The organism is Streptomyces subrutilus (genome assembly GCF_008704535.1).
GTDB classification, from domain to species: Bacteria; Actinomycetota; Actinomycetes; order Streptomycetales; family Streptomycetaceae; genus Streptomyces; species Streptomyces subrutilus.
The window spans coordinates 831243-852618 of record NZ_CP023701.1; the positions used below are offsets into that span (position 1 = coordinate 831243).

Annotated in this window: 20 protein-coding genes; 16 read left to right on the forward strand and 4 right to left on the reverse strand. The window is 74.0% G+C overall.

The window, feature by feature from the left end; translation table 11 throughout:
* Positions 1-55 precede the first annotated feature (55 nt).
* Positions 56-1276, forward strand: coding sequence for an SPFH domain-containing protein (locus tag CP968_RS03610; protein ID WP_150516601.1), 1221 nt, complete (start codon positions 56-58; stop codon positions 1274-1276).
* 110 nt (positions 1277-1386) lie between these two features.
* Here CP968_RS03610 and CP968_RS03615 read toward each other — a convergent pair whose 3' ends face one another.
* Positions 1387-1893: a cupin domain-containing protein gene (locus CP968_RS03615; RefSeq protein WP_150516602.1), complete on the reverse strand. Its 507-nt coding sequence runs from the start codon at positions 1891-1893 to the stop codon at positions 1387-1389.
* A 138-nt stretch (positions 1894-2031) separates the two neighbouring features.
* Between CP968_RS03615 and CP968_RS03620 the strand changes: the two genes are divergently transcribed.
* The 13 genes from CP968_RS03620 to CP968_RS03680 all read left to right on the forward strand — a co-directional run bounded on the left by CP968_RS03620 (position 2032) and on the right by CP968_RS03680 (position 15815).
* Positions 2032-2463, forward strand: coding sequence for an RrF2 family transcriptional regulator (locus CP968_RS03620; RefSeq protein ID WP_150516603.1), 432 nt, complete (start codon positions 2032-2034; stop codon positions 2461-2463).
* The gene (locus CP968_RS03625) at positions 2460-3413 is read left to right on the forward strand and encodes a DsbA family oxidoreductase (RefSeq protein WP_150516604.1); all 954 of its coding nucleotides are present in this window, start codon (positions 2460-2462) and stop codon (positions 3411-3413) included. The genes CP968_RS03620 and CP968_RS03625 overlap by 4 nt, the downstream gene beginning before the upstream one ends.
* Before the next feature lie 550 nt (positions 3414-3963).
* On the forward strand, positions 3964-5553 hold the full coding sequence (locus CP968_RS03630; protein ID WP_150516605.1) for an ABC transporter substrate-binding protein: 1590 nt from the start codon (positions 3964-3966) through the stop codon (positions 5551-5553).
* 31 nt (positions 5554-5584) lie between these two features.
* Positions 5585-6613, forward strand: coding sequence for an ABC transporter permease (locus CP968_RS03635; RefSeq protein WP_150516606.1), 1029 nt, complete (start codon positions 5585-5587; stop codon positions 6611-6613).
* Positions 6614-6615: 2 nt separating this feature from the next.
* Positions 6616-7548 carry an ABC transporter permease gene (locus CP968_RS03640; RefSeq protein ID WP_150516607.1) on the forward strand — a complete coding sequence of 311 codons (933 nt, stop codon included), beginning with the start codon at positions 6616-6618 and terminating at the stop codon, positions 7546-7548.
* Positions 7545-8465, forward strand: coding sequence for an ABC transporter ATP-binding protein (locus tag CP968_RS03645; RefSeq protein WP_150516608.1), 921 nt, complete (start codon positions 7545-7547; stop codon positions 8463-8465). Before CP968_RS03640 ends, CP968_RS03645 begins: the two co-directional genes overlap by 4 nt.
* Positions 8462-9331, forward strand: coding sequence for an ABC transporter ATP-binding protein (locus CP968_RS03650; RefSeq protein ID WP_150516609.1), 870 nt, complete (start codon positions 8462-8464; stop codon positions 9329-9331). The genes CP968_RS03645 and CP968_RS03650 overlap by 4 nt, the downstream gene beginning before the upstream one ends.
* An 86-nt stretch (positions 9332-9417) precedes the next feature.
* Complete coding sequence (locus CP968_RS03655; RefSeq protein ID WP_150516610.1) at positions 9418-10758, forward strand: NtaA/DmoA family FMN-dependent monooxygenase; 1341 nt, start codon at positions 9418-9420, stop codon at positions 10756-10758.
* Between the two features lie 10 nt (positions 10759-10768).
* A complete protein-coding gene (locus CP968_RS03660) occupies positions 10769-12520 on the forward strand; it encodes an FAD-dependent oxidoreductase (protein ID WP_150516611.1) in 1752 nt (583 codons plus the stop codon).
* 17 nt (positions 12521-12537) lie between these two features.
* On the forward strand, positions 12538-13587 hold the full coding sequence (locus CP968_RS03665; RefSeq protein WP_229885844.1) for an LLM class flavin-dependent oxidoreductase: 1050 nt from the start codon (positions 12538-12540) through the stop codon (positions 13585-13587).
* Positions 13584-14408 carry an alpha/beta hydrolase gene (locus CP968_RS03670; protein WP_229885846.1) on the forward strand — a complete coding sequence of 275 codons (825 nt, stop codon included), beginning with the start codon at positions 13584-13586 and terminating at the stop codon, positions 14406-14408. Before CP968_RS03665 ends, CP968_RS03670 begins: the two co-directional genes overlap by 4 nt.
* 115 nt (positions 14409-14523) lie before the next feature.
* Positions 14524-15039: a flavin reductase family protein gene (locus tag CP968_RS03675; protein ID WP_150516613.1), complete on the forward strand. Its 516-nt coding sequence runs from the start codon at positions 14524-14526 to the stop codon at positions 15037-15039.
* A 350-nt stretch (positions 15040-15389) separates the two neighbouring features.
* Positions 15390-15815, forward strand: coding sequence for a hypothetical protein (locus tag CP968_RS03680; protein WP_150516614.1), 426 nt, complete (start codon positions 15390-15392; stop codon positions 15813-15815).
* A 166-nt stretch (positions 15816-15981) separates the two neighbouring features.
* On the opposite strand, the gene CP968_RS03685 is transcribed toward CP968_RS03680, so the two are convergent.
* Positions 15982-16380 carry a VOC family protein gene (locus tag CP968_RS03685; RefSeq protein ID WP_150516615.1) on the reverse strand — a complete coding sequence of 133 codons (399 nt, stop codon included), beginning with the start codon at positions 16378-16380 and terminating at the stop codon, positions 15982-15984.
* A gap of 97 nt (positions 16381-16477) precedes the next feature.
* Here CP968_RS03685 and CP968_RS03690 point away from each other — a divergent pair, with 97 nt between their 5' ends.
* Complete coding sequence (locus CP968_RS03690) at positions 16478-17488, forward strand: helix-turn-helix transcriptional regulator (protein ID WP_150516616.1); 1011 nt, start codon at positions 16478-16480, stop codon at positions 17486-17488.
* A gap of 48 nt (positions 17489-17536) precedes the next feature.
* On the opposite strand, the gene CP968_RS03695 is transcribed toward CP968_RS03690, so the two are convergent.
* Positions 17537-18340, reverse strand: a complete 804-nt coding sequence (locus CP968_RS03695; protein ID WP_208835973.1) for an alpha/beta fold hydrolase — start codon at positions 18338-18340, stop codon at positions 17537-17539.
* Positions 18341-18828: 488 nt separating this feature from the next.
* On the opposite strand from CP968_RS03695, the gene CP968_RS03700 reads away from it, so the two are divergent.
* A complete protein-coding gene (locus tag CP968_RS03700) occupies positions 18829-20172 on the forward strand; it encodes a glycoside hydrolase family 18 protein (RefSeq protein WP_150516617.1) in 1344 nt (447 codons plus the stop codon).
* Between the two features lie 135 nt (positions 20173-20307).
* Here the strand turns inward: CP968_RS03700 and CP968_RS03705 are convergent, their stop codons facing one another.
* The gene (locus CP968_RS03705) at positions 20308-21324 is read right to left on the reverse strand and encodes a sugar kinase (protein ID WP_208835974.1); all 1017 of its coding nucleotides are present in this window, start codon (positions 21322-21324) and stop codon (positions 20308-20310) included.
* Positions 21325-21376 lie beyond the last annotated feature (52 nt).

The following is a 21376-nucleotide window of genomic DNA, read 5'->3' on the forward strand; positions in this document are numbered from 1 at the left end:
TCCCCGCCCGGGTAGACCCTCCGAGGCCGGCCCCATCGGATCACGAGGGCCTCTCATGTTGTTCTGGCACGTACCCGCGCCCAACGAGGCGCTGCTCATCTCCGGCTCGAAGCGCCGGGCGGGTGACGCACAGTTCCGTATCGTGACCGGGCACGGCTGCTGGGTCATGCCCGTCAAACAGAAGGCCAGCCTGCTCTCGCTGTCCCTGCGGGAGGCGGAGATCGCCGAGGAGTGCGTGACGCAGCAGGGCATCCGCATCGCCGTCCGGGCGGTCGCCGTGTTCAAGGTCGGCGACGACCAGACCTCCATCGCCAACGCCGCCCGCCGCTTCCTCGACGAGCAGACCGGCATGGAGCAGTTGGTGGGCCGGATCTTCGCGGGCCACCTCCGCTCGATCATCGGCGGGCTCACCGTCGAAGAGATCATCAGGGAGCGGGACCGGGTCGCCCAGGAGATCAAGGAGGGCAGCCACTCGGAGATGGAGAAGCTCGGCATCGTCGTCGACGCGCTCCAGATCCAGGAGATCGGCGACGTCTCCGGCTACATCACCAACCTCGCGGCGCCGCACGCCGCGGCCGTGGCCAGCACCGCCCGCATCGCCCAGGCCAAGTCCGACCAGGAGGCCACGGAGCGCGAGCAGCAGGCGGCCGCCCTCAAGGCCCAGTACGAGCGGGACACCGCGATCAAGCGGGCGGGCTTCCTCGCCGAGACCGAGCAGAGCAACGCCCTGGCCGCACAGGCCGGGCCGCTGTCCCAGGCCCGTGCCTCGCAGGAGGTCATCGAAGCCCAGACCGCGCTGGCCGAGCGGCAGGCGGGACTGGCCGCCCAGCGGCTGGAGGCGGAGGTACGGCGCCCCGCCGACGCGGAGGCGTACCGTCAGCGCACCCTCGCCGAGGCCGGCCGGGACCGGACCCTTTTCGAGGCGGACGGCCGCGCGTACACCGAGAGGACCGTCGCCCAGGCGCACGCCGACGCGAACGACCTCCTGGCGGCCTCGCTGCGGCACGGCAACCAGGAGCTCATCGCGGCCAGTCGGGTCGTCGAGCAGTTGCCCGCCCTGGCCGAGGCGGCGGCCAAGGGCATGGCCGACGCTCAGATCACGGTCCTCAACGGGGCCGAGGGTCTGGGCCAGGTGGTGTCCGGGATCGTGGGCCAGGGCCTCGGCATCCTCGACGTCCTGCGGAAGAAGGCGGTCGGCACACCGCAGGCCGGGACCGCGGACGTCCCGTCGGCCCTGGTCAACCTGGACCAGCACCCGGCCGCCCCGCGGAGCTGAACCCGCCGCCCGGCGGTGGTGGTCAGGGGGTGTGGAAGCGGACCTCGGGGGCGTCGGGGGTCGGGCCGTCGAGGATCGCGGGCCGGGTCCGGACCGTCGGTGCGTGCGGGTCAGGATCCGGCCGGACCAAGCGCGTACAGCCGGGGGAGGTTGACGACGATCGCCTCCTGCGTGCTGCGGGCGATGACGACCACGGCCTCCTCGGCGGGGTCCGGGTTCTCCTCCCGGTGCGGCACGAACGGCGGGACGAAGACGTAGTCGCCGGGCGAGGTGCGCAGCCGTACCTCCTCGGCCGGTTCGCTCGTGTCGTCGAGGAACACGAACTCGGGGTGTCCGCTGACCACGTAGATGGCGGTCTCGGACTCTCCGTGGTGGTGGTCGGAGGAAGCGGTCGAAGGGGCCACGTGGGTCTGGCCCATCCACAGCTTCTCGGAGCCGACGGTGTTTCCGCTGACGGCGGCGAACCTCCGCATCCCGCCGCTCTGGGCGGTGTCGCCGTCCAGGGAGCCGGCGCGCACGTGGTGCAGTCGGGCGCGCAGCGGGGTCGTCGGGCGGTCCGGCGCGTCGGGGAGGTGGGGGTGGAATCCCTCGCCAGGAATGGTCAGCGGGTCGCTCATGGCCGGGACGCTAGAGGGGCACCGGAAAGGATGTCAAGAGGTGTCCATTGCCGTTCACCTGCGGCAATGTTCCCGCAATGAGCCTCGGGGAGCAGCCGAAGCCCTTCGGCGCGGCGATGTGTCGGGCATGATGGGCGGATGCATATCTCCGCGAAGGCGGACTACGCCACGCGCGCTCTCCTGGAGCTCGCCTGTGAGCCGACCCGCCCGCTGACCTGCGAGGCCATCGCCTCCTCGCAGCAGATCCCGTTCCGCTTCCTGAAGTCCGTGGTGGGCGAGCTGCGGAAGGCCGGGCTGGTGCGCAGCCAGCGCGGCTGCGAGGGCGGGTACTGGCTCGGCCGGCCCGCCGACGAGATCACCCTGTTGGACGTGGCGCGCGCCGTGGACGGCGAGTTGATCTCGCTGCGCGGCGAGCCGCTGGACGGGCTGGCCTACCCCGGTCCCGCGGCGGGGCTGCCCGAGGTGTGGCGGCGGGTCGAGGCGGACGCGGCGGCGGTGCTGGGCCGGGCGACGCTGGCCTCGCTGGTGCCGGCGGGAGCGGCCCGGCTGGCCCGCGAGGGGGCCGCGTGACGGCCCCGCCGGGCGCCCCCGGACCGCAGGCCCCGGCCCGCGCGCCGGGTGGGCCGCCGGCGCTCGAAGTCGTCGAGTACACCGATCCGTTGTGCCCGTGGGCGTGGGGTTCCGAGCCGGTCTTCCGCAGGTTGCGGACGGCACTGGGCGACCGGGTCCGCTGGCGGCGGGTGTTCTGCATCCTCTTCGACGAGGACGACGACCCGGCCCCCGATCCGGCGGCCGAGACCGCCTGGTACGCGCGCTACGTCGAGGACGTCACCGCGCACACGGGGGCGCCCCGCGCCGTGCGGCTCGACCGGGTGGCGGCCAGCTCGTGGCCGGCCTCGCTCGTCGCCAAGGCCGCGCAGCGGCAGGGCCCCGAGGTGGCCGAGCGGGTGCTGCGGCGGCTGCGGGAGAGCGTCTTCGTGCTCGGCAAGCCGGCGGACACCGTCGAGCTGGCCCTGGCCGCGGCGGCGGGCGTACCCGGCCTGGACGCCCGGCGGTTGTCCGTGGACACCGCCTCGGACGCGGTGCGCCTGCAGGTGGGCGCCGACCGCGCGGAGGCGCGCCGCCCGGTGCCCGAGGTGCTGTCCGTACGGGGTGGCTCGCCGCATCCCGGGGCCGCCAAGGAGACCGGGAGCGGGCACCGGTACGCCCTGCCGACGCTGCTGCTGCGCTCTCCCGCGGGGTACCGGGCGGTGCCGGGATGGCGTTCGTTCGAGGCGTACGCCGCGGCCGTTGCGGAGCTGGCCCCGGGGCTGCCGGCGTTGGGTGAACGACTCACTCCCGCACGGGCGTTGGAGCGTCACCGGAGTCTGACCGAGCCGGAGCGGCGGATGCTGGCGCAGGGCCCGTGGCCGCCGCCGCGGGCGGTCGCGGTGGCCACCGGCAACGGCCCCGTATGGCTGCACCCCGAGGAGGCCGCCGTGCACCCGGCCGGCCGCCACGGCCGTTCCGACATGCTCTGACAGACCTCTGACCAGCGGCGGAATCGTCCCGCCCCATGAGACACCAATTGGTGTCCATTGACAGCCGCCGACGGCTGCCCCCAGGATGTGCCCCATGCTTACGACGCACCCCGGTGTGGTGTGCCGCTACGTGGACCTGCGGCGCACGTCCAGCGCCCTCTGTCGCTGACCCACCGCCGACGCCGGCCCACGAGCGCCTGACCGCTCCCGGCCTGTACGGCGCCCCCTCCCGCCGACGCGGGCCGAGCCGCGCCCGTTCCCTCCGGACGCCGCGCTCCGCGCACCGGCGCACCCCCTTCCTCCGCCCACCGGCTCGACACCGGCCCGCGTCCGCGGTCCGGGTCCACGCCGTCTTCCGGCAGCACGGTGCGCCTGTCCGCGCCCCGAGTCCGCGACACCAGCCGCGACACCGGTCATAGCCCCAGCCGTTCGCCCTGCCCGCCGGCCCGCGTCGATGCCGCGCGGGGTGGCCCGGCCGCGCCTCCCGCACCCCTCCCCCTCCCCCGCCGCGCCCCGCCCCGGCCGGGACCAAGTCCAAGGAACGATAGAGATGTCCGCACGCCTCACGCCCCTCAGTCCCGGACCGGACGCCCCGCCGGTGCGCCGGACCTCCCGGCCGCGCCTCGCGGTGCTCGCGACCGCCCTCGTCGCCGTCCTCACCCCCGCCCTCGGCGCCTGCGCCACAGACGCCGCCTCCGCAAGCGGCGGGGCGGGCCCGGGCGGTGGCGGCACGCTGAAGTGGACCTCCTCGTACTTCCCGGCCCACTGGGACCCGGTCGTCTCCGGCAGCGGCGCACAGTTCCGCGAACTGGCCCTGGTGTACGCCTCGTTGACACGTACCGACGAGAGCGGCAAGGCCGTCCCCGACCTCGCCGAGAGCTGGGAGTACAACGAGAAGGGCGATCAGGTCACCTTCCACCTGCGTCCCGGTCTGAAGTTCAGCGACGGCGAGCCGGTGGACGGCGCGGCCGTCAAGGACGCCGTCGAGCGGGCCAAGAAGCAGAAGAACTCGGCGCTCTTCGGCGACCTGACGTCGATCGGTTCGGTGGACGCCAACGGTCTCGACGCGGTGCTCCACCTCACCCAGGTCGACCACCAGATACCGCAGCTGCTCGGCCAGCGCGTCCTGCAGATCGCCAGCCCGAAGGCGGCCGCCTCCCCCGAGAAGCTGGACCAGAACCCGGTGGGCGCGGGTCCGTTCACCATCACGCAGCTGGTGCCGGGCACCAAGGCGGTCCTGAAGAAGAACCCGGCGTACTGGGACGCGAAGAACATCCACATCGACAACGTCGAGCTCACCTCGGCCCCCGACGCCTCCACCGTCGTCAACGGCCTGCAGACCGGTGTGTACAACTTCGCCGACATCAAGCCCAGCCAGGCGGACGCGGCCGAGAAGGCCGGCCTTGACGTCTTCGTGCAGCCGGGCTTCAACGCCTCCAACATCAGCCTCAACATCAACAAGGCGCCCTTCGACAACGAGAAGGTCGTCGACGCCGTGCGCTACGCGGTCAACCGCCAGGAGTTCGTCGACAAGCTCACCTTCGGCTACGGCTCCGTGACCAACCAGCCCTTCCCCAAGGGCTACGTCGCCTACGACCCGGAGTCCGAGAACACCCACCCCTACGACCCGGTGAAGGCCCGGCAGCTCCTCGCCGAGGCGGGCCACAAGCCCGGTGACATCAAGCTCAACCTGGTCATCCCCGCCGAGGACCCGCAGGCCGAGATCGTCCAGTCCCAGCTGGCCAAGGTCGGCATCACCGTCACCATCAAGATCGACAAGAACTGGTCCACCCCCTTCTTCGCCAAGGACCTGGCCTTCTCGCTGTACGGCACCACCGGCCGCGACTCGGCGGCGCAGACCCTCACCGCCCACTTCGGCCCCAACGGCCCGCTCAACCTCAGCTCGCCCTACGAGCCGGCCGGCTTCGAGGCGGCCATCGCGAAGGTCCGCCAGACCCCGCTGGACGCGCCCGACTACCCGAAGGTCCTGCAGGCGGCGACCCGGGCCGGGCTGGAGAGCAGGGCACTGGTCTTCACCTACTCCTCGCCGAACCTCATCGCCAAGAGCAAGGCGATCTCGGGCCTGCCCAAGAACCCGGCCCACATCGACTGGACCGGCGTCACCATCTCCGGCAACTGACCCCCGTCCACCACAGAGAGGAGGCAACCCCGTGCCCACGACTGCGCTCCCCGCCCCGGCCGCCCCCCGTCGCGGGGTCGCCGCGACCCGGCTGCGGCACGCGGCGGGCCGCGTCCTGGCCGCCCTCGCCCGGTCTGCCGCGATCTTCGTACCCGTCTTCCTCGTCGCGACGTTCGTGACGTTCTCGCTGCGCTCGATGAGCGGGCTCAGCCCGGCCCGGATCCAGCTGGGCGAGGAGGCGACCCCCGAGGCGATCCACCGGGTGGAGGCCCAGTGGGGACTCGACAAGCCGTTCCTGGTGCAGTACTGGGACTGGTTCGGCGGGGTCCTGCAGGGCCGGCTCGGCACCAGCTGGGCCAACGGCGCCGACATCTCCACGCTCATCGGCCTCGGCCTGGGGGTGAGCCTCTCGATCGCGACGTTCGCGCTGCTCATCGGCGTCACGGCCGGATTCCTCCTCGGCACCGCCGCGGCGCTGCGGCGCACGACCTGGATCGACCGCGCGATCACCGGCTTCGTCACCCTGATCTCGGTGATGCCGGCCTTCGTCGTCGGGATCGTGCTGGTGGCCGTCCTCGCCGTCGGGCTGAACCTCTTCCCCTCGGCCGGCTACGTGCCCGCCGAGCAGGGGTTCGGACCGTGGCTCTCGCACATCACCCTCCCGGCCGTCGCGCTCAGCTTCGACGTCGTCGCCGACGTCGCCCGCCAGCTGCGGGGCAGTCTCGTCGCCGCCTACCGGGAGAACTACGTGACGGGCGCGGTGGTCAGAGGGCTGAGCCCGCGCCGGATCTTCTTCGGGCACGTGCTGCGCAACGGCCTCGGACCGGTGCTCGCCACCCTGGGCCTGAAGTTCCCCGCCCTCGTCGGCGCCTCCGTCGTCACGGAGTGGATCTTCGGCCTGCAGGGGTTCGGCCGGTTCGCCAACGACTCCGCGCAGGCCGGTGACGTACCGGCCGTGCAGGGCGTCCTCGTGGTGTCGATCGTCCTGGTCGTCACCTTCAACCTCATCGTCAACCTGGTGCTGGCCCGCGTGACGCCGGCCGCCCAACGGGGGGTGTGACCATGGTGCGTCGCGTTCTCGCGCTCGCCTCCGGACGGACCGCCGTCGCCGTCCTCGCCCTGATCGTGCTGCTCGCGCTCCTCGGCCCGCTGCTCGCTCCGCAGGATCCGCTGGCCACCGGCGACCACCCGCTCGCCCCCGCCTCGGCCGCCCACTGGCTGGGCACGGACTACCTCGGCCGGGACGTGCTGAGCCGTCTCCTGGACGGCTCCCGCGTCAGCGTGCTCGGTTCGCTCGAAGTCGCCCTGACGGCGCTGGCCGTCGGAGCGGTCCCCGGGATCCTGTCCGTCTACCTCGGCCGGGGTTTCGAGTGGCTGACCCTGCGGCTGGCCGACACCCTCGTCGCGCTGCCGTTCCTGCTCTTCGCCGTCGCGGTGATCGCCCTGCTGGGCAACGGCCTCACACAGGCCATGCTCGTCACCGGCACCCTGGTCTCGCCCCTCTTCTACCGGGTGGCCCGGGCCGCCACCCTCGCCGTCGCCCGCTCGCAGTACGTGGAAGCCGCGCTCATCTCCGGTGCCTCGATCGGCTGGATCGTGCGCCGGCACGTTTGGGCGAAGGTGCTCCCCCCGATCGCGGTCGCGCTGGCGCAGACGATCGGAGTGGGCTTCATCATCGTCTCCAGCCTGACCTTCCTCGGCATCGGCATCCAGCCCCCGGAACCCACCTGGGGCGGCCTGCTCGCCTCGGACCTCGGCTACCTGAGCCACCAGCCCTGGGCCCCGCTCGCCCCCGCCCTGCTGATCATGGTCACCGTCTGGGCCGCCAATCTGCTCGCCGACGCGATCCGCGACGTCTCCGGCGAGGCGGGCCACGCCCTGGCCAACACCCGCAAGGCCCGCGCCAACCGCCGCGGCCCTTCCCACCCCTCCGACCCCTCCCACCCCTCCGACCCTTCCGCATCCGATCCCGTCCCCGCCGGAGGCGCGCGATGACGACGCTGTCCCACGAAACCGTCCCCGGACCCCTCCCGGACGCCTCGCCCGGCAACGCACCGGGCGACGAGACCGGTGCGGCAGGTGCGGCCGGTCCCACCGCCCCGCCGGTGCTCTCCGTCCGAGACGTCCGCATCACCGATCACGTCACCGGGCGCGAGATCGTCCACGGGGTGAGCTTCGACCTGGTCCCCGGCCGGACGGTCGGCATCGTCGGCGAGTCCGGCAGCGGCAAGACCCTCACCTGCCGGGCCGCCCTCGGCATCCTGCCCCCGCACTTCGAGATCACCGGCGGGTCGGTCGAGATCTCCGGCACCGACATCGCCGCCCTGACACCGCGGCAGTGGACCTCGCTGCGCGGCGCCACGATCAGCGCGGTCTTCCAGGACCCCGCCTCCTACCTGAACCCGTCCCTCCGCGTGGGCCCGCAGATCGCCGAGGTCCTGCGGGTCAAGAAGGGGCTGGGGCGGCGCGAGGCCCGCCGGCGGACCGTCGAACTGCTGCGGGCGGTGCACCTGCGCGATCCGGAACTGGTCTACCGCCAGTACACGTACGAGCTGTCGGGCGGCATGCTCCAGCGGGTGCTGATCGCGGCCGCCATCTGCGCGGAGCCGAGGATCCTCATCGCCGACGAGGCCACCACCGCCCTCGACGTCACCGTCCAGGCCGAGATCCTGGACCTCCTCGCCGACCTGCGCGAGAGCGCCGGCCTGGCCCTCGTGGTCGTCTCCCACGACCTGGCCGTCGTCGCCCAGCTCTGCGACGAGGTCCTGGTCATGCGCCGCGGCCACGTGGTGGAGCAGGGTCCGACGCGGACGGTGCTCCACCATCCGCGGCACGAGTACACCCGGCTGCTCATCGCCGAGCACGAGCAGTACGGCCTCGACACGTTCCTCGCACCCCGGGAGGCGTCGTGACCGCCGCACCCGCACCGCACCCGGCCGACGCCGCCCCGCGTCCGGCCGAGCCGGTCCTCGAAGTCACCGGCCTCGACGTGCACTACGGTCCGCGGCGCCGACGCCGACGCGCGCTGCACGCGGTGTCGTTGAGCGTCTCCCCCGGCGAGACCCTCGGCATCATCGGGGAGACCGGATCCGGCAAGTCCACCCTCGCCCGCGCCGTCCTGGGCCTGGTGCGCGCCTCGGCCGGCTCGATCCGCGTCGGCGGCGAGGAGGTCACCGCCCACGACCAGCGCCAGTGGCGGGCCCTGCGCCGGCGCGGCATCGTCCAGTACGTCTTCCAGGACCCGCTGCGCAGCCTCGACCCCGACCTCACCGTCGCGCAGTCCCTGGCCGAGCCGCTGCTCGTGCGGGGTGTCGCGCCCGGGGAGGCCGCCGCGCGGGTCCGCTCGTTCCTGGCCCGCGTGCACCTGTCCGAGGAGTTGCTCGGACGGCTGCCCGGGGAGCTGTCCGGCGGTCAGCGCCAGCGCGTGGCGGTGGCCCGCGCCCTGGTCACGGACCCTCGGCTGGTCATCCTCGACGAGCCGGTCAGCGCCCTGGACTCCGCCAACCGGGTCCAGGTGCTGGAGATCCTCAAGGAACTGCGGGCCGCCGGGATGGCCCTCGTCTTCATCTCCCACGACCTCGGCTCCGTCGCGGGCACCGCCGACCGCATCGCGGTGCTCTACCGGGGCGAGCTCGTCGAGAGCGGCGCCACCCGTGACGTGGTCACGGCCCCGCGCCACCCCTACACCCGCCTGCTCCTGGGCTCCGCGCCGACCCTGCGCTCCGCACCGGCGGACCGGGCCGAACGCGAAGCCCTGCGCACGCTCCTGCACACCTGATCCGGCCGGGTCCGCCAGCCCCACGCGTCCCCCGCACCCCATGCGTCCCCCGCACTCCATGCATTCCACGGCAGACAGGAACCACGATGTCCCGCACGATCCACCTCGCACTGCACCCCTACGGCGTCGGAGGCCCCGGCCAGCACGGCCTGTGGAAGGACCCGCGCATCGCGAAGAACTCCAGCATCGACATCAACTACTACATCGCTCAGGCCAAGGCGGCCGAACACGCCCTGTTCGACGCCCTGTTCGTGGTCGACAGCCAGTTCATCAACGCCACCTACCCGGCGCACTACCTCAACCGGCTCGAACCGCTCACCCTGCTGTCCGCGGTCGCCACCCACACCCGGCACATCGGGCTGGTCGGCACGGCGAGTTCGACGTACAACTCGCCGTTCAACCTCGCCCGCCGGTTCGCCTCCCTCGACCACATCAGCGGAGGCCGCGCCGGCTGGAACGTCGTGACGAGCTTCGACACCGGCACGTCGAAGAACTTCGGGCTCGACGAACACCTCGACTACACGACGCGGTACGGCCGCGCCCTGGAGTTCGTCCGGGTCGCCCGCGGCCTGTGGGACTCCTACGAGGACGACGCCTTCCCGGCCGACCCGGAGCGGGGCCTCTTCCTCGATCCCGCCAAGCTGCACGCGCTGGACCACCACGGCGAGCACTTCCACGTGGCGGGACCCCTCAACCTCTCGCGCTCCCCCCAGGGCCAGCCGGTGATCTTCCAGGCCGGCGTCTCGGAGGAGGGCCGCGACCTCGCCGCGCAGGTCGCCGAGGGCATCTACGCGCCCGGCGGCTCCCTGGAGCAGGCACGGGCGTACTACACGGACATCAAGACGCGCACCGCGGCGTACGGCCGCGACCCCGACCACATCAAGATCTTCATCCACGGCGGGCCGGTCGTCGCCGCCACCGACGAGGCGGCACGGCGCCGGGAGCGGGAGATCTTCGAGGAGGACGACGACTTCGGCCGCAACCTGGCCCTGCTCGGCCGGGCCTTCGGCGCGTACGACTTCAGCGTGCACGATCTCGACGCGCCCTTCCCCGACGTCGTGCACCTCGCCGAGAAGGGCGGCCGGACGGGCGCCGCCAAGCTCATCGAGCGGGCCCGCAGCGAGAACCTCACGCTCCGTCAAGTGGGTTCGCTGGTCAACGAGTTCCACCGCTCCCCCTTCGTCGGTGCGCCGGAGACCGTCGCCGACACCATCGAGAGGTGGTTCGAGGCCGGCACCTTCGACGGCATCAACCTCGCCTTCCGCACCAACGACGACCTCGAACTCTTCGTGGACGGCGTGGTCCCCCTGCTGCAGAAGCGCGGCCTGTTCCGCACCGAGTACCGGGCCGACACCCTGCGCGGCAACCTCGGCCTGCCGGTCCCGGCCAACCGCCACACCCGCGCGCCCCAGCTCCTGAACGGCTGAGGACGGAACCATGACCGAACTTCCGTCGACGGGTGGGCGCGACGTCCACACCGTCCGGTTCCCGATCGCCACCCCGCCGGCCGCGGTCGACGTGCTCATCGTCGGCGCGGGCCCCGTCGGACTCTCCGCGGCCGTCGAACTGACCGCCCGCGGTGTCCGGGTCGCCGTCGTCGACCGCGCCCGCACCGCGACCCTGGTACGGGCCGGCGCCATGGGCCACACCCCCCGCGTGGTGGAGCACTTCCGGCGCTGGGGGCTGCTGCGGCGCATCCGCGCGGCATGGACCTACCCGCCCGAATGGAACCGGGGCATCCGGCTGGTCACCTCGCTCGCCGGCCACGAACTGGCCCCCGTACCGGGCCCGTCGTTCAGCGGCGGTGCCCGGCCCGGAGGGCAGGAGGCGCTGCGACGGCCGCAGACCGTGCTCCAGCAGGTGTTCCTCGACCGCCTCCGGGAGCAGGACGTGAGCGTGGCCGGCGGCTGGGAGCTGCGCACGCTGGACGAGGACGCCGACGGGGTCCTCGCCCGGGTCGCCGACGTCGACTCGGGCGAGGAGCGCGGCATCCGCGCGGCGTACGTCCTGGGCACCGACGGCGCCTCCAGCACCACCCGGCACCTGGCCGGCATCGGCCGCGAGGGAGCGCACGCCGCCGAGAAGCGGCTGCGCCTGATCGTGCGGACCGGTGACCTCTCCGACCGGGTCGGGGCCGCGCCCAGCGGTACCAACATCGTCGTCAACGCGAAGGCGTCCGGTTTCCTGGCCGCCGTCAGCACCCGCGAATGGCGGGTGTACGCCGGGCCCTACCCGCTCGCGTACGAGCCCGGCGAGGAGGAGCTGTTGGATGTGGGCCGGGCAGCCTTCGGCTTCGACCCGGGCCTGGAGCTCGTCTCGGCCACCACCTTCTACGACGCGACCCGGATAGCCGGCACGTTCCGCCGCGGCCGGATCCTGCTCGCCGGTGACGCGGCCCACGTGCGCACGCCGGGGGGCAACCTGGGCGAGGGCTTCGGTGACGTGGTCAACCTGGGCTGGAAGCTGGCCGCGGTCCTGGCCGGCCACGCCCCCGACACCCTCCTCGACTCCTACGACGAGGAGCGCCGCCCGCACAACCGGCGGGTCGCGGACCACGCGCTGGAGCGCTCCCGGCGGGGGCGGGCGACCCTCGCCGAGATCCGCCGGGGCGGCATCCCCGACGACGCGGACCACGGTCCCGAGGCCGACCGCCGCCGGGCCGAGATCGGCGAACGGCTGCGCGGGGACCGCCTCGACGCGGCGGGCGTCACCTTCGACGAGCGGTACGACCGCTCGTCGGTGATCTGGTACGAACCGGACCAGCTCGACTCCGAACCCCGCTGGCGCGCGGACCACTACGAGGACGACCCCCGGCCGGGCCACCGCGCACCGGAGGGCCGCGTCGACCCGTACGGCAGCACGCTCCACGACCGCATCGGCGATTCCTTCGCGCTGCTCGTCCTCGGCGAGGACCGGGCCGTCGAGCGCGAGTTCGCCGCCCGGGCCGCACAGCGGGGACTGCCCTTCACCGTGATCCACCTGACCGACCCCGGGGCCCGCGCCGTGTACGGCGCAGGCCACGTCCTCGTACGCCCCGACCAGCACGTCGCCTGGCGCGGAACGGTGCTCCCGGAGGGCGGCGCCGCCGCCGTCCTGGACCGCGTGCTGGGCCACGGCGCCCCCGCGGCCGCATCCCGCGGCCCGCTCGCCGCGGGCGGGGCCCGCACTCCGAAGGGCGGCCGCCCGTGACCAGCGGAACGCAGCGCTTGAGACTCGGTTTCCTCACCCACGTCCAGGGCCGCGGCGACGACCCCGGCCGCACCTACCGCAACGCCCAGGAGCTCTTCGTCGCCGCCGACGAACTCGGCTTCGACGTGGGCTGGGTCGCCCAGCACCACGTCGCCCTCGGCGGGGGCGGCCTGTCCTCGCCCTGGACCTTCCTGGCCCACGCGGCGGCCAGGACCCGCCGGATCCGGCTCGGTACGGCCGTCACGGTGCTCCCGCTGGAGGATCCGGTCCGCCTCGCCGAGGACGTGTCCAGCGTCGACGCGCTGAGCGGCGGCCGGGTCGAGATCGGCGTCGGCAGCGGGTCGGGCGAGGTGGAGTACGCCGCCTTCGGCAAGGACTACGCCCGTCGACGCGAGCTGACCAGCGAGAACCTCGGGGTGCTGCGCAGCGCCCTGGCCAACCGGGAGGTGCGCACACCCGGCTTCCGCATCCAGCCGGCCGCCGGTGACTTCGGCGACCGGATCTGGCAGGGCGTCTTCAGCGCCGAGGGCGCGCGGCACGCCGCGGCCGGCGGCTCCCACCTGCTGCTCAACCGGGCGGCGTACGGGTACGACGCCTCGACGGACGAGGTGCAGCGGCCCTGGGCGGACGCCTACCTCGATGCCTGGGACCGGCCGCACCGTCCCCGGATCGGCCTGTCGCGCTTCGTGTTCCCGGCCGCCGACAAGCGGACCGCGCTCCGGCAGATCGGGGACGACGTGCACCGGGCGGCACTGCGCATGGCCGAGAGCGGCGCGTTCCCGAAGGGCCTGGACACCGACGAGGCGCTGCGCCGCTTCCACGCGTTCCACGGCCATCCCGACGAGATCGTCGAGGCCCTGCTGCGGGAGAAGGTGCTGCCGGTGGCCACCGACCTGATCACCCAGTTCAACCCGGCCGTTCCGGACCACGACGCCACGCTGCGCGCCCTCGAACTCATCGCGACGCAGGTGGCGCCGGCCCTGGGCTGGAAGCCCGAGGCGGCCATCGCCCACTCCCACTCCACCGACACCTCACCCGACACCGCGCCCGCAGGAGTACGAGCATGACCCAGCACACCGAAGCCGTCGACACCGCCGCGCGCATCGAGGACGGCGAGAACACCGAGCACGACGCTCACACCGACCACCGCGCCCCCCGGGGCCTCCTCACGCGCGGCACGGTCGTCGTGGTGCCCGGCCGGGGTGAGAGCCGGGCGACCTACGCCCGGTTCGGCAGGCGGCTCGCGGCCGACGCCTACCGCGTGCGGGTCGTCGACCCGCCGCGGACCGACGCCGAGGCGCCGGCCGGGTCGTGGGACGCGTTCGGCGCCCGGCTGGCGCGGGCCGTCGAGGACACCGCGGCCGACGGCGGCGTGGCGCGCCCGCTGATCCTGGTGGGGGCCGACTCCGGCGCGGCGGCCCTGGCGGCGCTGCTCGGCCGGGAGCCGGAGGCCCTGCGGCCGGACGGGGTCGTCCTCGCGGGGCTGCCGGGGGCCGCCGCCGGCTCCGCGGACACCTGGGACGCCGAACTCGACGTGCGCACCGCGTGCCCCACCCACCGGGGCGTGCTGAGCGACGACGCGCAGGTGCGGCGCGGTTCGCTCAACGAACCGCTGCCCCGGGCCCTGCTCGACGCCGCGTACGAAGGCGCCGTCGCCGCCCCGACGCTGCTGCTCGTCGGAGACGCGGACCCGCTCGCGGACCGCGAGGGCCTGACCCGCCTCGCCACGTCACTGCCCGGCTCCCGGCTTTCGCTGGTCCGCGGCGCCCACCACGACGTCCTCAACGACGTGCAGCACCGGTCCGTGGCGGCGGAGGTCGTCACGTTCCTGGAGACCGTACGGGGCGGCCTGGTCCCGTCGGTCGTGGTGGAGTCGAGCAGTTGGTGACCCGCGCGTTCGGCGCGCCGCGTCCGACCGGTGCCCGCCACCGGTGCGCACGGCCGCGGCTGCGCCACCCCGGGGCCGGGACCCGGCCCCGCACCACCAGCCGAAGGGAACCGGCATGACCCTCTCCACCGACCACCTCACCCACCCCTCCGCGGCCCCCGCGGCCGACGTGATACTCCGCCGCACCCTGCGCCGGCACGCGGCCGGGGTCACGGTGATCACCGTCCCCGGGCCCGCGGGGTTCACGGCCACCTCGTTCACGTCCGTATCCCTCGAACCGGCGCTGGTGAGCTTCTACCTGGACCTCGGCGCCTCCACGGCCGGCGCCGTGCACCGGGCGGACCGGTTCGCGGTCCACCTGCTCGGGACCGGCAACACCGATCTGGCCCGGCAGTTCGCGCGCAGCGGCATCGACCGCTTCGACGGGGTCGACTGGGCTCCGGAAGCCGACGGGCTGCCGCTCCTGGACGGCGTCCCGGCCTGGCTGACCGCACGCACCACCCTGCGCCAGCGCATCGGCGACCACCTGCTGGTCGTCGGCGAGGTGGAGTCCGGCACGGTCGAGGAGGACGCCGTCGCGCTGGTCCACCACGACGGGGCCTTCGGCGCGGCCCGCCGGCTCCCGTCCTAGACCGACCGCCCGGCGCCGACGCACCCGCCCCGGCCGCCGCGACGAGCCGCAGCGGCGGGTGCGGCCCTCTGCGCACTCGTACGGGGAGGTGCGGGTAGGCCGGTGAGGGGACGGCCAAGCGGTGGGCGGCGCACGGATCCCGCGCCGGTGACCAGGCCGTTCGGCGCAGTCGGGCGCACGGCCGCGGACCGGGGGCGGGCGGTGGGGAGGCCGGTCGCCGACGGGACACCGGGGGTGTTCGGTGCTTCCCTTCCGGTGTGAGCCGCCTCGGTTCCCGACCGCGTGGAACCGCGGTCCGCCCGTCGCGCCGGACCTTCCGGGCTCACCCTCCTCCCGACTGGGGTACTCCCATGAAGCTCTACCGGATCGCCGTCGTGTCCCTCGCCACCGGTGCCCTCCTGACCGGCGGCACCGCCGTGGCCTGGGCCGCGGCCGGCTCCCCCGTCCCGGTGTCCGTCGCGGCACCGGCCGGTCGCGCACCGGCCGACGCGGCGGCCTGCGCGGCCTCGACCACGGCGGCCGCGACGTCGGCGGCCAACGCCGCCGCTGCCGCCGACGTGGCCAAGTCCGACGCGGCGACGGCCGCTGCCGCCACCAAGGCGGTCGCCGCCGCCGTCGCCGCGGGTGAACCCCTGACCGCCCTCGGTGCTGCGGCCGCGACCGCGACCGCGGCGAGCGACGCGGCCCTCACCTCCGCCACCGCGAGCGCGGCCGCCACCGTCACCGCGGCCACCGCGACCGAGGCGGCCGTCGCCGCATGCGCCGTGACACCGTGACGCGCCGCGTCCACACGGCCCCCGCGACACGATGACGCTCACCACTTCGCCCGTCAGCGGCAACGCGCCCGACAACTGCGTCGGCAGCGTCCCGTCCGTCCCGGGCTGCGTGGCCTGACTCCCCCGGCGGGGCACCCGGCTCGGGCCGGGTGCCCCGCCGTCGCGGTCAGCGGGCGGACCTCTCGACCGCGGCCGGGGTGACGGGAGTGAAGAAGTTCACGAGGTTGCCGTCGGGGTCGCGGAAGAGCAGGGCTCGGTTGCCCCAGGGCATCGTGGTGGGCTCGTTGACGAAGTCCTCCACGAAGCCGCTCAGGTTCCGGTGCACGCCGTCCACGTCGTCGACGCGGAACTCCACGATGACGCTGTGGTTGTCGGCCGGGCGGGCGGAGCCGGGTGCGAACAGCGGCACGGTGCGGGTGCCGGCGACGGCGAGGGTGGCCGAGGCGGTCCTCAGCTCGGCGAAGTCCTCGGTGAACCAGCTCGCCCGCACGCCGGTGGCGCGCTCGTAGAAGGCGACGAGGCGGGCGACGTCGCCCGTGATGATGCGGACCGAGACGAAATCCATGGTGTTCTCCTGCCGGATGGGCGTAGCGAAGCTCTCGATCGCACGCTACGAGCGATACCGGACGGAATCCGCCCGGTATGCGCGAGACACTTCCGGCATGCCCTCACCGAACGACCGGCCGCCCGGCCGACCCACCACCCGTGTGCTCACCCTGCTGGAACTGCTGCAGTCCGGTGGTGTCCGGACCGTGGCCGAGCTGGCCGACCGCCTCGGGGTCGACGAGCGGACGGTGCGCCGGTACGTCGGCCACCTGCTCGACCTCGACGTGCCCGTCGAGTCCGTCCGCGGCCGCTACGGCGGCTACCGGCTCGCGCCCGGCTACCGCGTGCCCCCGCTCATGCTGAGCGACGACGAGGCGCTGGCCGTCCTGCTCGGCCTGGTCGCGGGGCAGCGCGCGGGCCTGATGACGGCCGCGGGCACGGCGGGCGAGACGGCGGCGGCCAAGATCCGGCGGGTGCTGCCCGAGCGGCTCGGCCGCAGGCTGGACGCCCTGCTGGCCTCGCTCGCCTTCACCGCGCCGCCCGTCGAGACGGCGGCGCCGCAGAACACGGTCCTGCTCGCGATCGCGGACGCCGTGCGCCACCACCGCCCGGTCTCGATCCGGTACACCGCCGCCGACGGCCGTTCCGGCGAGCGCACGCTGCACCCGTACGGACTCGTGGCCCACTCCGGCAGGTGGTACGTGACGGGCGCCGATCCCGCGATCGGCGAGAACCGCACGTTCCGCCTGGACCGCATCGCCGGTGCCCGGACGCTGCCCGGCGTGTTCGAGCCGCCCGCCGGGTTCGACCCCGCCGAGCACCTGCTGACGGGGCTCGCGACCGCTCCGTACCGCCACGAGGTGACCGTGCGCGTCCAGGCCACGGCCGAGCAGGTCCGCGCCCGGCTTCCCGCCGGCATCGCGATCGTGCGGGAGGGCCCGTCCGGGAGCGGTGCGGGATGGTCCCGGGTCGACCTGCGGGCGGAGCGGCTCGACTGGCTGCCGGCGGTAATGGCCTCGCTCGACCGGCCGTTCCTCATCGAACGGCCGGACGAACTCCGGGGTCTCGTCGAGGCGTTCGCGAGCGGCCTGGCCGACTCCGCCCGGCGCCGGCCGCCTCCCGCGTGACGGTCGCGCGGGCGCGCCCGGGCCGGCCAGGACTCCGGCCGGCACGGCTCATCCGGCCCGGTGGTCGCTGCCGGGCGCGAGCTCGCGCACCGCGTCGGCGACCGCCCGGAAGTCCTTGCGCAGGATCTTCGAGTGGTTGCTCGCGACCTTGGCGCTGATCCGGATGTGGGGGTTGCGGGCGAGCACCGGGTCCAGGTTGGAGCGGATCTGCTCCATCAGCTCCGGGTCGCCGCCCAGGTTGCCGCCGGTGGCGAGCACGTACCGGGTGGGTACGTCCACCCGGTCGAGGACCGGGCCGAGGGCGGCGGGCGCACAGAGCTCGTTGCTCTCGATGTTGATCTCGGCGTGCTGCTCGGCGCTCATGCGGGCGGCCAGGCCGAGGGGGCGGGCGAGGGGGAACAGCGGGCTCAGCCGCCGGAACAGCCTGCGGATCTGCGCCCGGGCGGCGTCGTCGAGCCACTCGTGCGGCAGGGCGCCGTCCACGGACACGGCACCCGCGGCGCGGCCCTGGTTCCGGGCCGCCCAGTGCACGGCGATCATCGCGCCGTAGGACCAGCCCACCAGGATCGGCCGGTGCACGCTCCGGGCGGTGAGGACGGCGTCGAGGTCGCGGAGGCACGCCTCGAAGGAGTAGTCCGTGGCGCGCCGGGACGTGCCGCGGGCCCGCTCGTCGTAGGTGATGTGCCGGTAGCCGGGGCCGAGGTCGGCGATGACGCGCCGCCAGTGAGACTGGTCCGCGTACGAGCCGTTGAGGTAGACCACGGGCCGGCCGGGGCCGCCGGTGTCGGTCACGGCGAGCGCGGTGTCGTCGATCGGCACCATTCCGGTCCAGGCGGCGGGGGTGAGGGCCATGGTTCGTCTTCTTCCGGTGTAGGAGGTGCGTCGGGGCGGGGGCTGGATCGATGTGGCCGACCGTGGTGCGGCGCAGGATGTGGCCACGGGCCGCGGACGGGCTGCGTCGCGTCGCGCGTCAGAAGCTGCGGGCGGTGGTCTCGAAGGTCTGCACGGTGTGCTCCCGGCTACTGGTCGCTTCCGCTTTCTGACAGTTGAAACGCTACGTTGCATTCAAAGATCCTTCAATACAATCGTTGCGTAGAATCGCCATCTGTGCAGGCCAGGCGCGATTAATCGTTGCGATGGATCAGAAGCTAACGCAACGTCAGTCCATCGTTCGTTGCAACAAGATGAGAGTGAACGCAAGCGGGCGCCGGGTGGGCCCGGGGGCCGGGCGGGTGGCGAGTTCCGGCGTAGCCCTTGACCCGTATGGTCCAGACCAATAGTTTCCGGCATGCACCGCGCACGCGCTCACGCCCCGTCCCCCGCATCCGCAAAGGAAGCCCATGCGCCGCAGCATGCTCGGCCGGCTGGCCGTCGCCGCCTGCTCCCTCTCCCTGCTGACCGCCTTCGCGCCCGCCGCCGAGGCGGGCAGTGCGGGCAGTGGCGGATCGGGAGGCCACGACCGCTCGTACAAGAAGGTCGGCTACTTCACCCAGTGGGGCGTCTACGGACGGGACTTCCAGGTCAAGGACCTGGAGACGAACGGCAGCGCCGGCAAGCTCACCCACATCAACTACGCCTTCGGCAACGTCAGCGCCGACGGCAAGTGCTTCACCGGCAACGTCCCCGGCGAGGCCGACGCCTGGGCCGACTACGCCCGCCCCCTCGACGCGGCCGGCTCCGTCGACGGCGTGGCCGACACCTGGGACCAGCCGCTCGCCGGCAACTTCAACCAGCTGCGCGAACTCAAGGCCAAGCACCCCGGCCTCAAGGTGCTGATCTCGCTGGGCGGTTGGAGCTGGTCCACGCACTTCTCGGACGCCGCGCTCACCCCGGCCTCCCGCAAGGCCTTCGTCTCCTCCTGCATCGACCTGTACATCAAGGGCAACCTGCCGCAGGACGGGACCCGGGGCGGCGCAGGTGCGGCCGCCGGCCTCTTCGACGGCATCGACCTCGACTGGGAGTGGCCCGGCTCGGAGGGCGACGCGGACACCACCTACCGCCCCGAGGACCGGCGCAACTTCACCGAGCTGGTCAAGGAGTTCCGCACCCAGCTCGACGCCCACGCCAAGAGCGTGAAGAAGAAGTCGAAGTACGAGCTGACGGCCTTCGTGCCGACGGCCCCCGCCAAGATCGACGCGGGCTTCGACGTCCGCCGCATCATGCGCGACCTCGACTTCGTGAACCTCCAGGGCTACGACTTCCACGTCTCCGGCGAGAAGAAGACCGCCCAGCAGTCCGCGCTCCGCGCCCGCGACGACTTCAGCGTCGACGGCACGGTCGAGGCGTGGAAGCGCCGGGGCGCGCCCGCGCACAAGCTCGTGGTGGGCATGCCCTTCTACGGGCAGGGCTGGACGGGCGTCACCGGTGGCGGCGACGGGCTGGGGCAGCCGGCCGCGGGCCCGGCCCCTGCCACCTGGGCCGCGGGGTACGAGGACTACAAGGAGCTGAAGAAGCTCGCCGACTCGGGCACCTACCAGGTGCACCGCGACCGGCGCGGCGGTCACGCCTGGCTGTTCGACGGCACCACGCTCTGGACGTACGACGACCCCCAGGTGCTGCGCCAGAAGGGCGGCTACGTCCGTGACGAGGGGCTCGGCGGCGCCATGTTCTGGTCGCTGGACGGGGACACCGCCGACGGCGAGCTGCTCGGCGCCGTGGACCGCGGCCTGCGCGGCGGCCGCTGACCGGCCCACCGGCCCCCGGACCCGGGGGCCCTTGCAGACCGGCGCCGCCGGGCCGCGCAGACCGACCCGGCCCGGCGGCGCCCACCACGTGCGCCCCCGCCCGCCGGCCGACGGGCCCCGCGGCCCGTCGGCCGGCTACGCCGGGCCCGCCTCGCCGTGCGTCGTGCGGTGGGCGGCGGCCAGGGACGTCGTCGCGGTGAAGGCGGGGACGTGTCCGGTGCCGCCGCGGCCCGAGACCGAGAGGGAGGCGGCGGCCATGCCGTACGCCACCGCGTCCTCCAGGCGGTCGCCGAGGGCGAGGCGGGCCGTGGTGGTGCCCGTGAAGCAGTCCCCGGCGCCCGTCGCGTCGACGGGGGCCGGGTTGACCGGTACGGGCAGGTACCTGGTGCGGTCGCCGTCGTCCAGGAGCAGCCGGTCGGCGCCCGCGGTGACCGCCACCGTACGGGCGCCCAGCGCGCGGTAGCGGGTGGCGGCGGTGGGCGGGTCGGCGGTGTCGACCAGGGCGAGCGCGTCGGCGGGGCAGGAGGTCTTGAGCAGCCCGGTCAACGGGGCGATCCGGGCCAGGAGCTCCCTGGCCTCGGCCCGACTGGTCAGCCGGGAGCGGAAGTTGGGGTCGTAGGAGACGTGGCCGCCGGCCCCGTGCACGGTACGGGCGGCGGCCAGCACGGCGTCGCGGCTGCCGGGCGAGAGCGCACCGGTGATGCCGCTGGTGATGAGGGCCTTGGCGCCGGTCAGCAGGGACCGCCACGACTCGACGTGGGCGGGCGACAGGGTGGAGCCGGCGCTGTGGGTGCGCCAGTAGACGAACTCGCGGTCGCCCTCGGTGTCGGAGCCGAGCAGGTAGGCGCCGTTGGGGCGCGGGGAGCGGCGGACGTGGGTGACGTCGACGCCGAGTTCGGCGGCCCGGCGCAGCAGCGGGACGCTGAGTTCGTCCTCGCCGACGACGGCGAGCAGCGCGGTGCGGGCCCCGGCGGCGGCCGCGGCGGCGGCCGCGTTGAGGGCGTCGCCGGAGTAGGAGAGGCGGGCGCCGGTGCCGTCGGCGGCCGCGCGCAGGGTGGTGTCGGCGTGGACCTCGACGAGGACCTCGCCGAGCACGAGCACGTCGTACCGCGTCGGACCCGCCGCGCCCGCCGTCCCGTTCGCCGCCGGCACCGTCGCGCTTCCGTTCGCCGGCACCGTCGCCGTCCCGTTCGGCAGCGGCACC

Excerpts from the sequence above, each read along its gene's own strand:
- CP968_RS03610 (WP_150516601.1), top strand. The coding sequence starts at position 56 with ATGTTGTTCTGGCACGTACCCGCGCCCAACGAGGCGCTGCTCATCTCC.
- CP968_RS03615 (WP_150516602.1), bottom strand. The coding sequence starts at position 1,893 with ATGAGCGACCCGCTGACCATTCCTGGCGAGGGATTCCACCCCCACCTC.
- CP968_RS03620 (WP_150516603.1), top strand. The coding sequence starts at position 2,032 with ATGCATATCTCCGCGAAGGCGGACTACGCCACGCGCGCTCTCCTGGAG.
- CP968_RS03630 (WP_150516605.1), top strand. The coding sequence starts at position 3,964 with ATGTCCGCACGCCTCACGCCCCTCAGTCCCGGACCGGACGCCCCGCCG.
- CP968_RS03640 (WP_150516607.1), top strand. The coding sequence starts at position 6,616 with ATGGTGCGTCGCGTTCTCGCGCTCGCCTCCGGACGGACCGCCGTCGCC.
- CP968_RS03645 (WP_150516608.1), top strand. The coding sequence starts at position 7,545 with ATGACGACGCTGTCCCACGAAACCGTCCCCGGACCCCTCCCGGACGCC.
- CP968_RS03655 (WP_150516610.1), top strand. The coding sequence starts at position 9,418 with ATGTCCCGCACGATCCACCTCGCACTGCACCCCTACGGCGTCGGAGGC.
- CP968_RS03660 (WP_150516611.1), top strand. The coding sequence starts at position 10,769 with ATGACCGAACTTCCGTCGACGGGTGGGCGCGACGTCCACACCGTCCGG.
- CP968_RS03670 (WP_229885846.1), top strand. The coding sequence starts at position 13,584 with ATGACCCAGCACACCGAAGCCGTCGACACCGCCGCGCGCATCGAGGAC.
- CP968_RS03675 (WP_150516613.1), top strand. The coding sequence starts at position 14,524 with ATGACCCTCTCCACCGACCACCTCACCCACCCCTCCGCGGCCCCCGCG.
- CP968_RS03680 (WP_150516614.1), top strand. The coding sequence starts at position 15,390 with ATGAAGCTCTACCGGATCGCCGTCGTGTCCCTCGCCACCGGTGCCCTC.
- CP968_RS03685 (WP_150516615.1), bottom strand. The coding sequence starts at position 16,380 with ATGGATTTCGTCTCGGTCCGCATCATCACGGGCGACGTCGCCCGCCTC.
- CP968_RS03690 (WP_150516616.1), top strand. The coding sequence starts at position 16,478 with ATGCCCTCACCGAACGACCGGCCGCCCGGCCGACCCACCACCCGTGTG.
- CP968_RS03695 (WP_208835973.1), bottom strand. The coding sequence starts at position 18,340 with ATGGCCCTCACCCCCGCCGCCTGGACCGGAATGGTGCCGATCGACGAC.
- CP968_RS03700 (WP_150516617.1), top strand. The coding sequence starts at position 18,829 with ATGCGCCGCAGCATGCTCGGCCGGCTGGCCGTCGCCGCCTGCTCCCTC.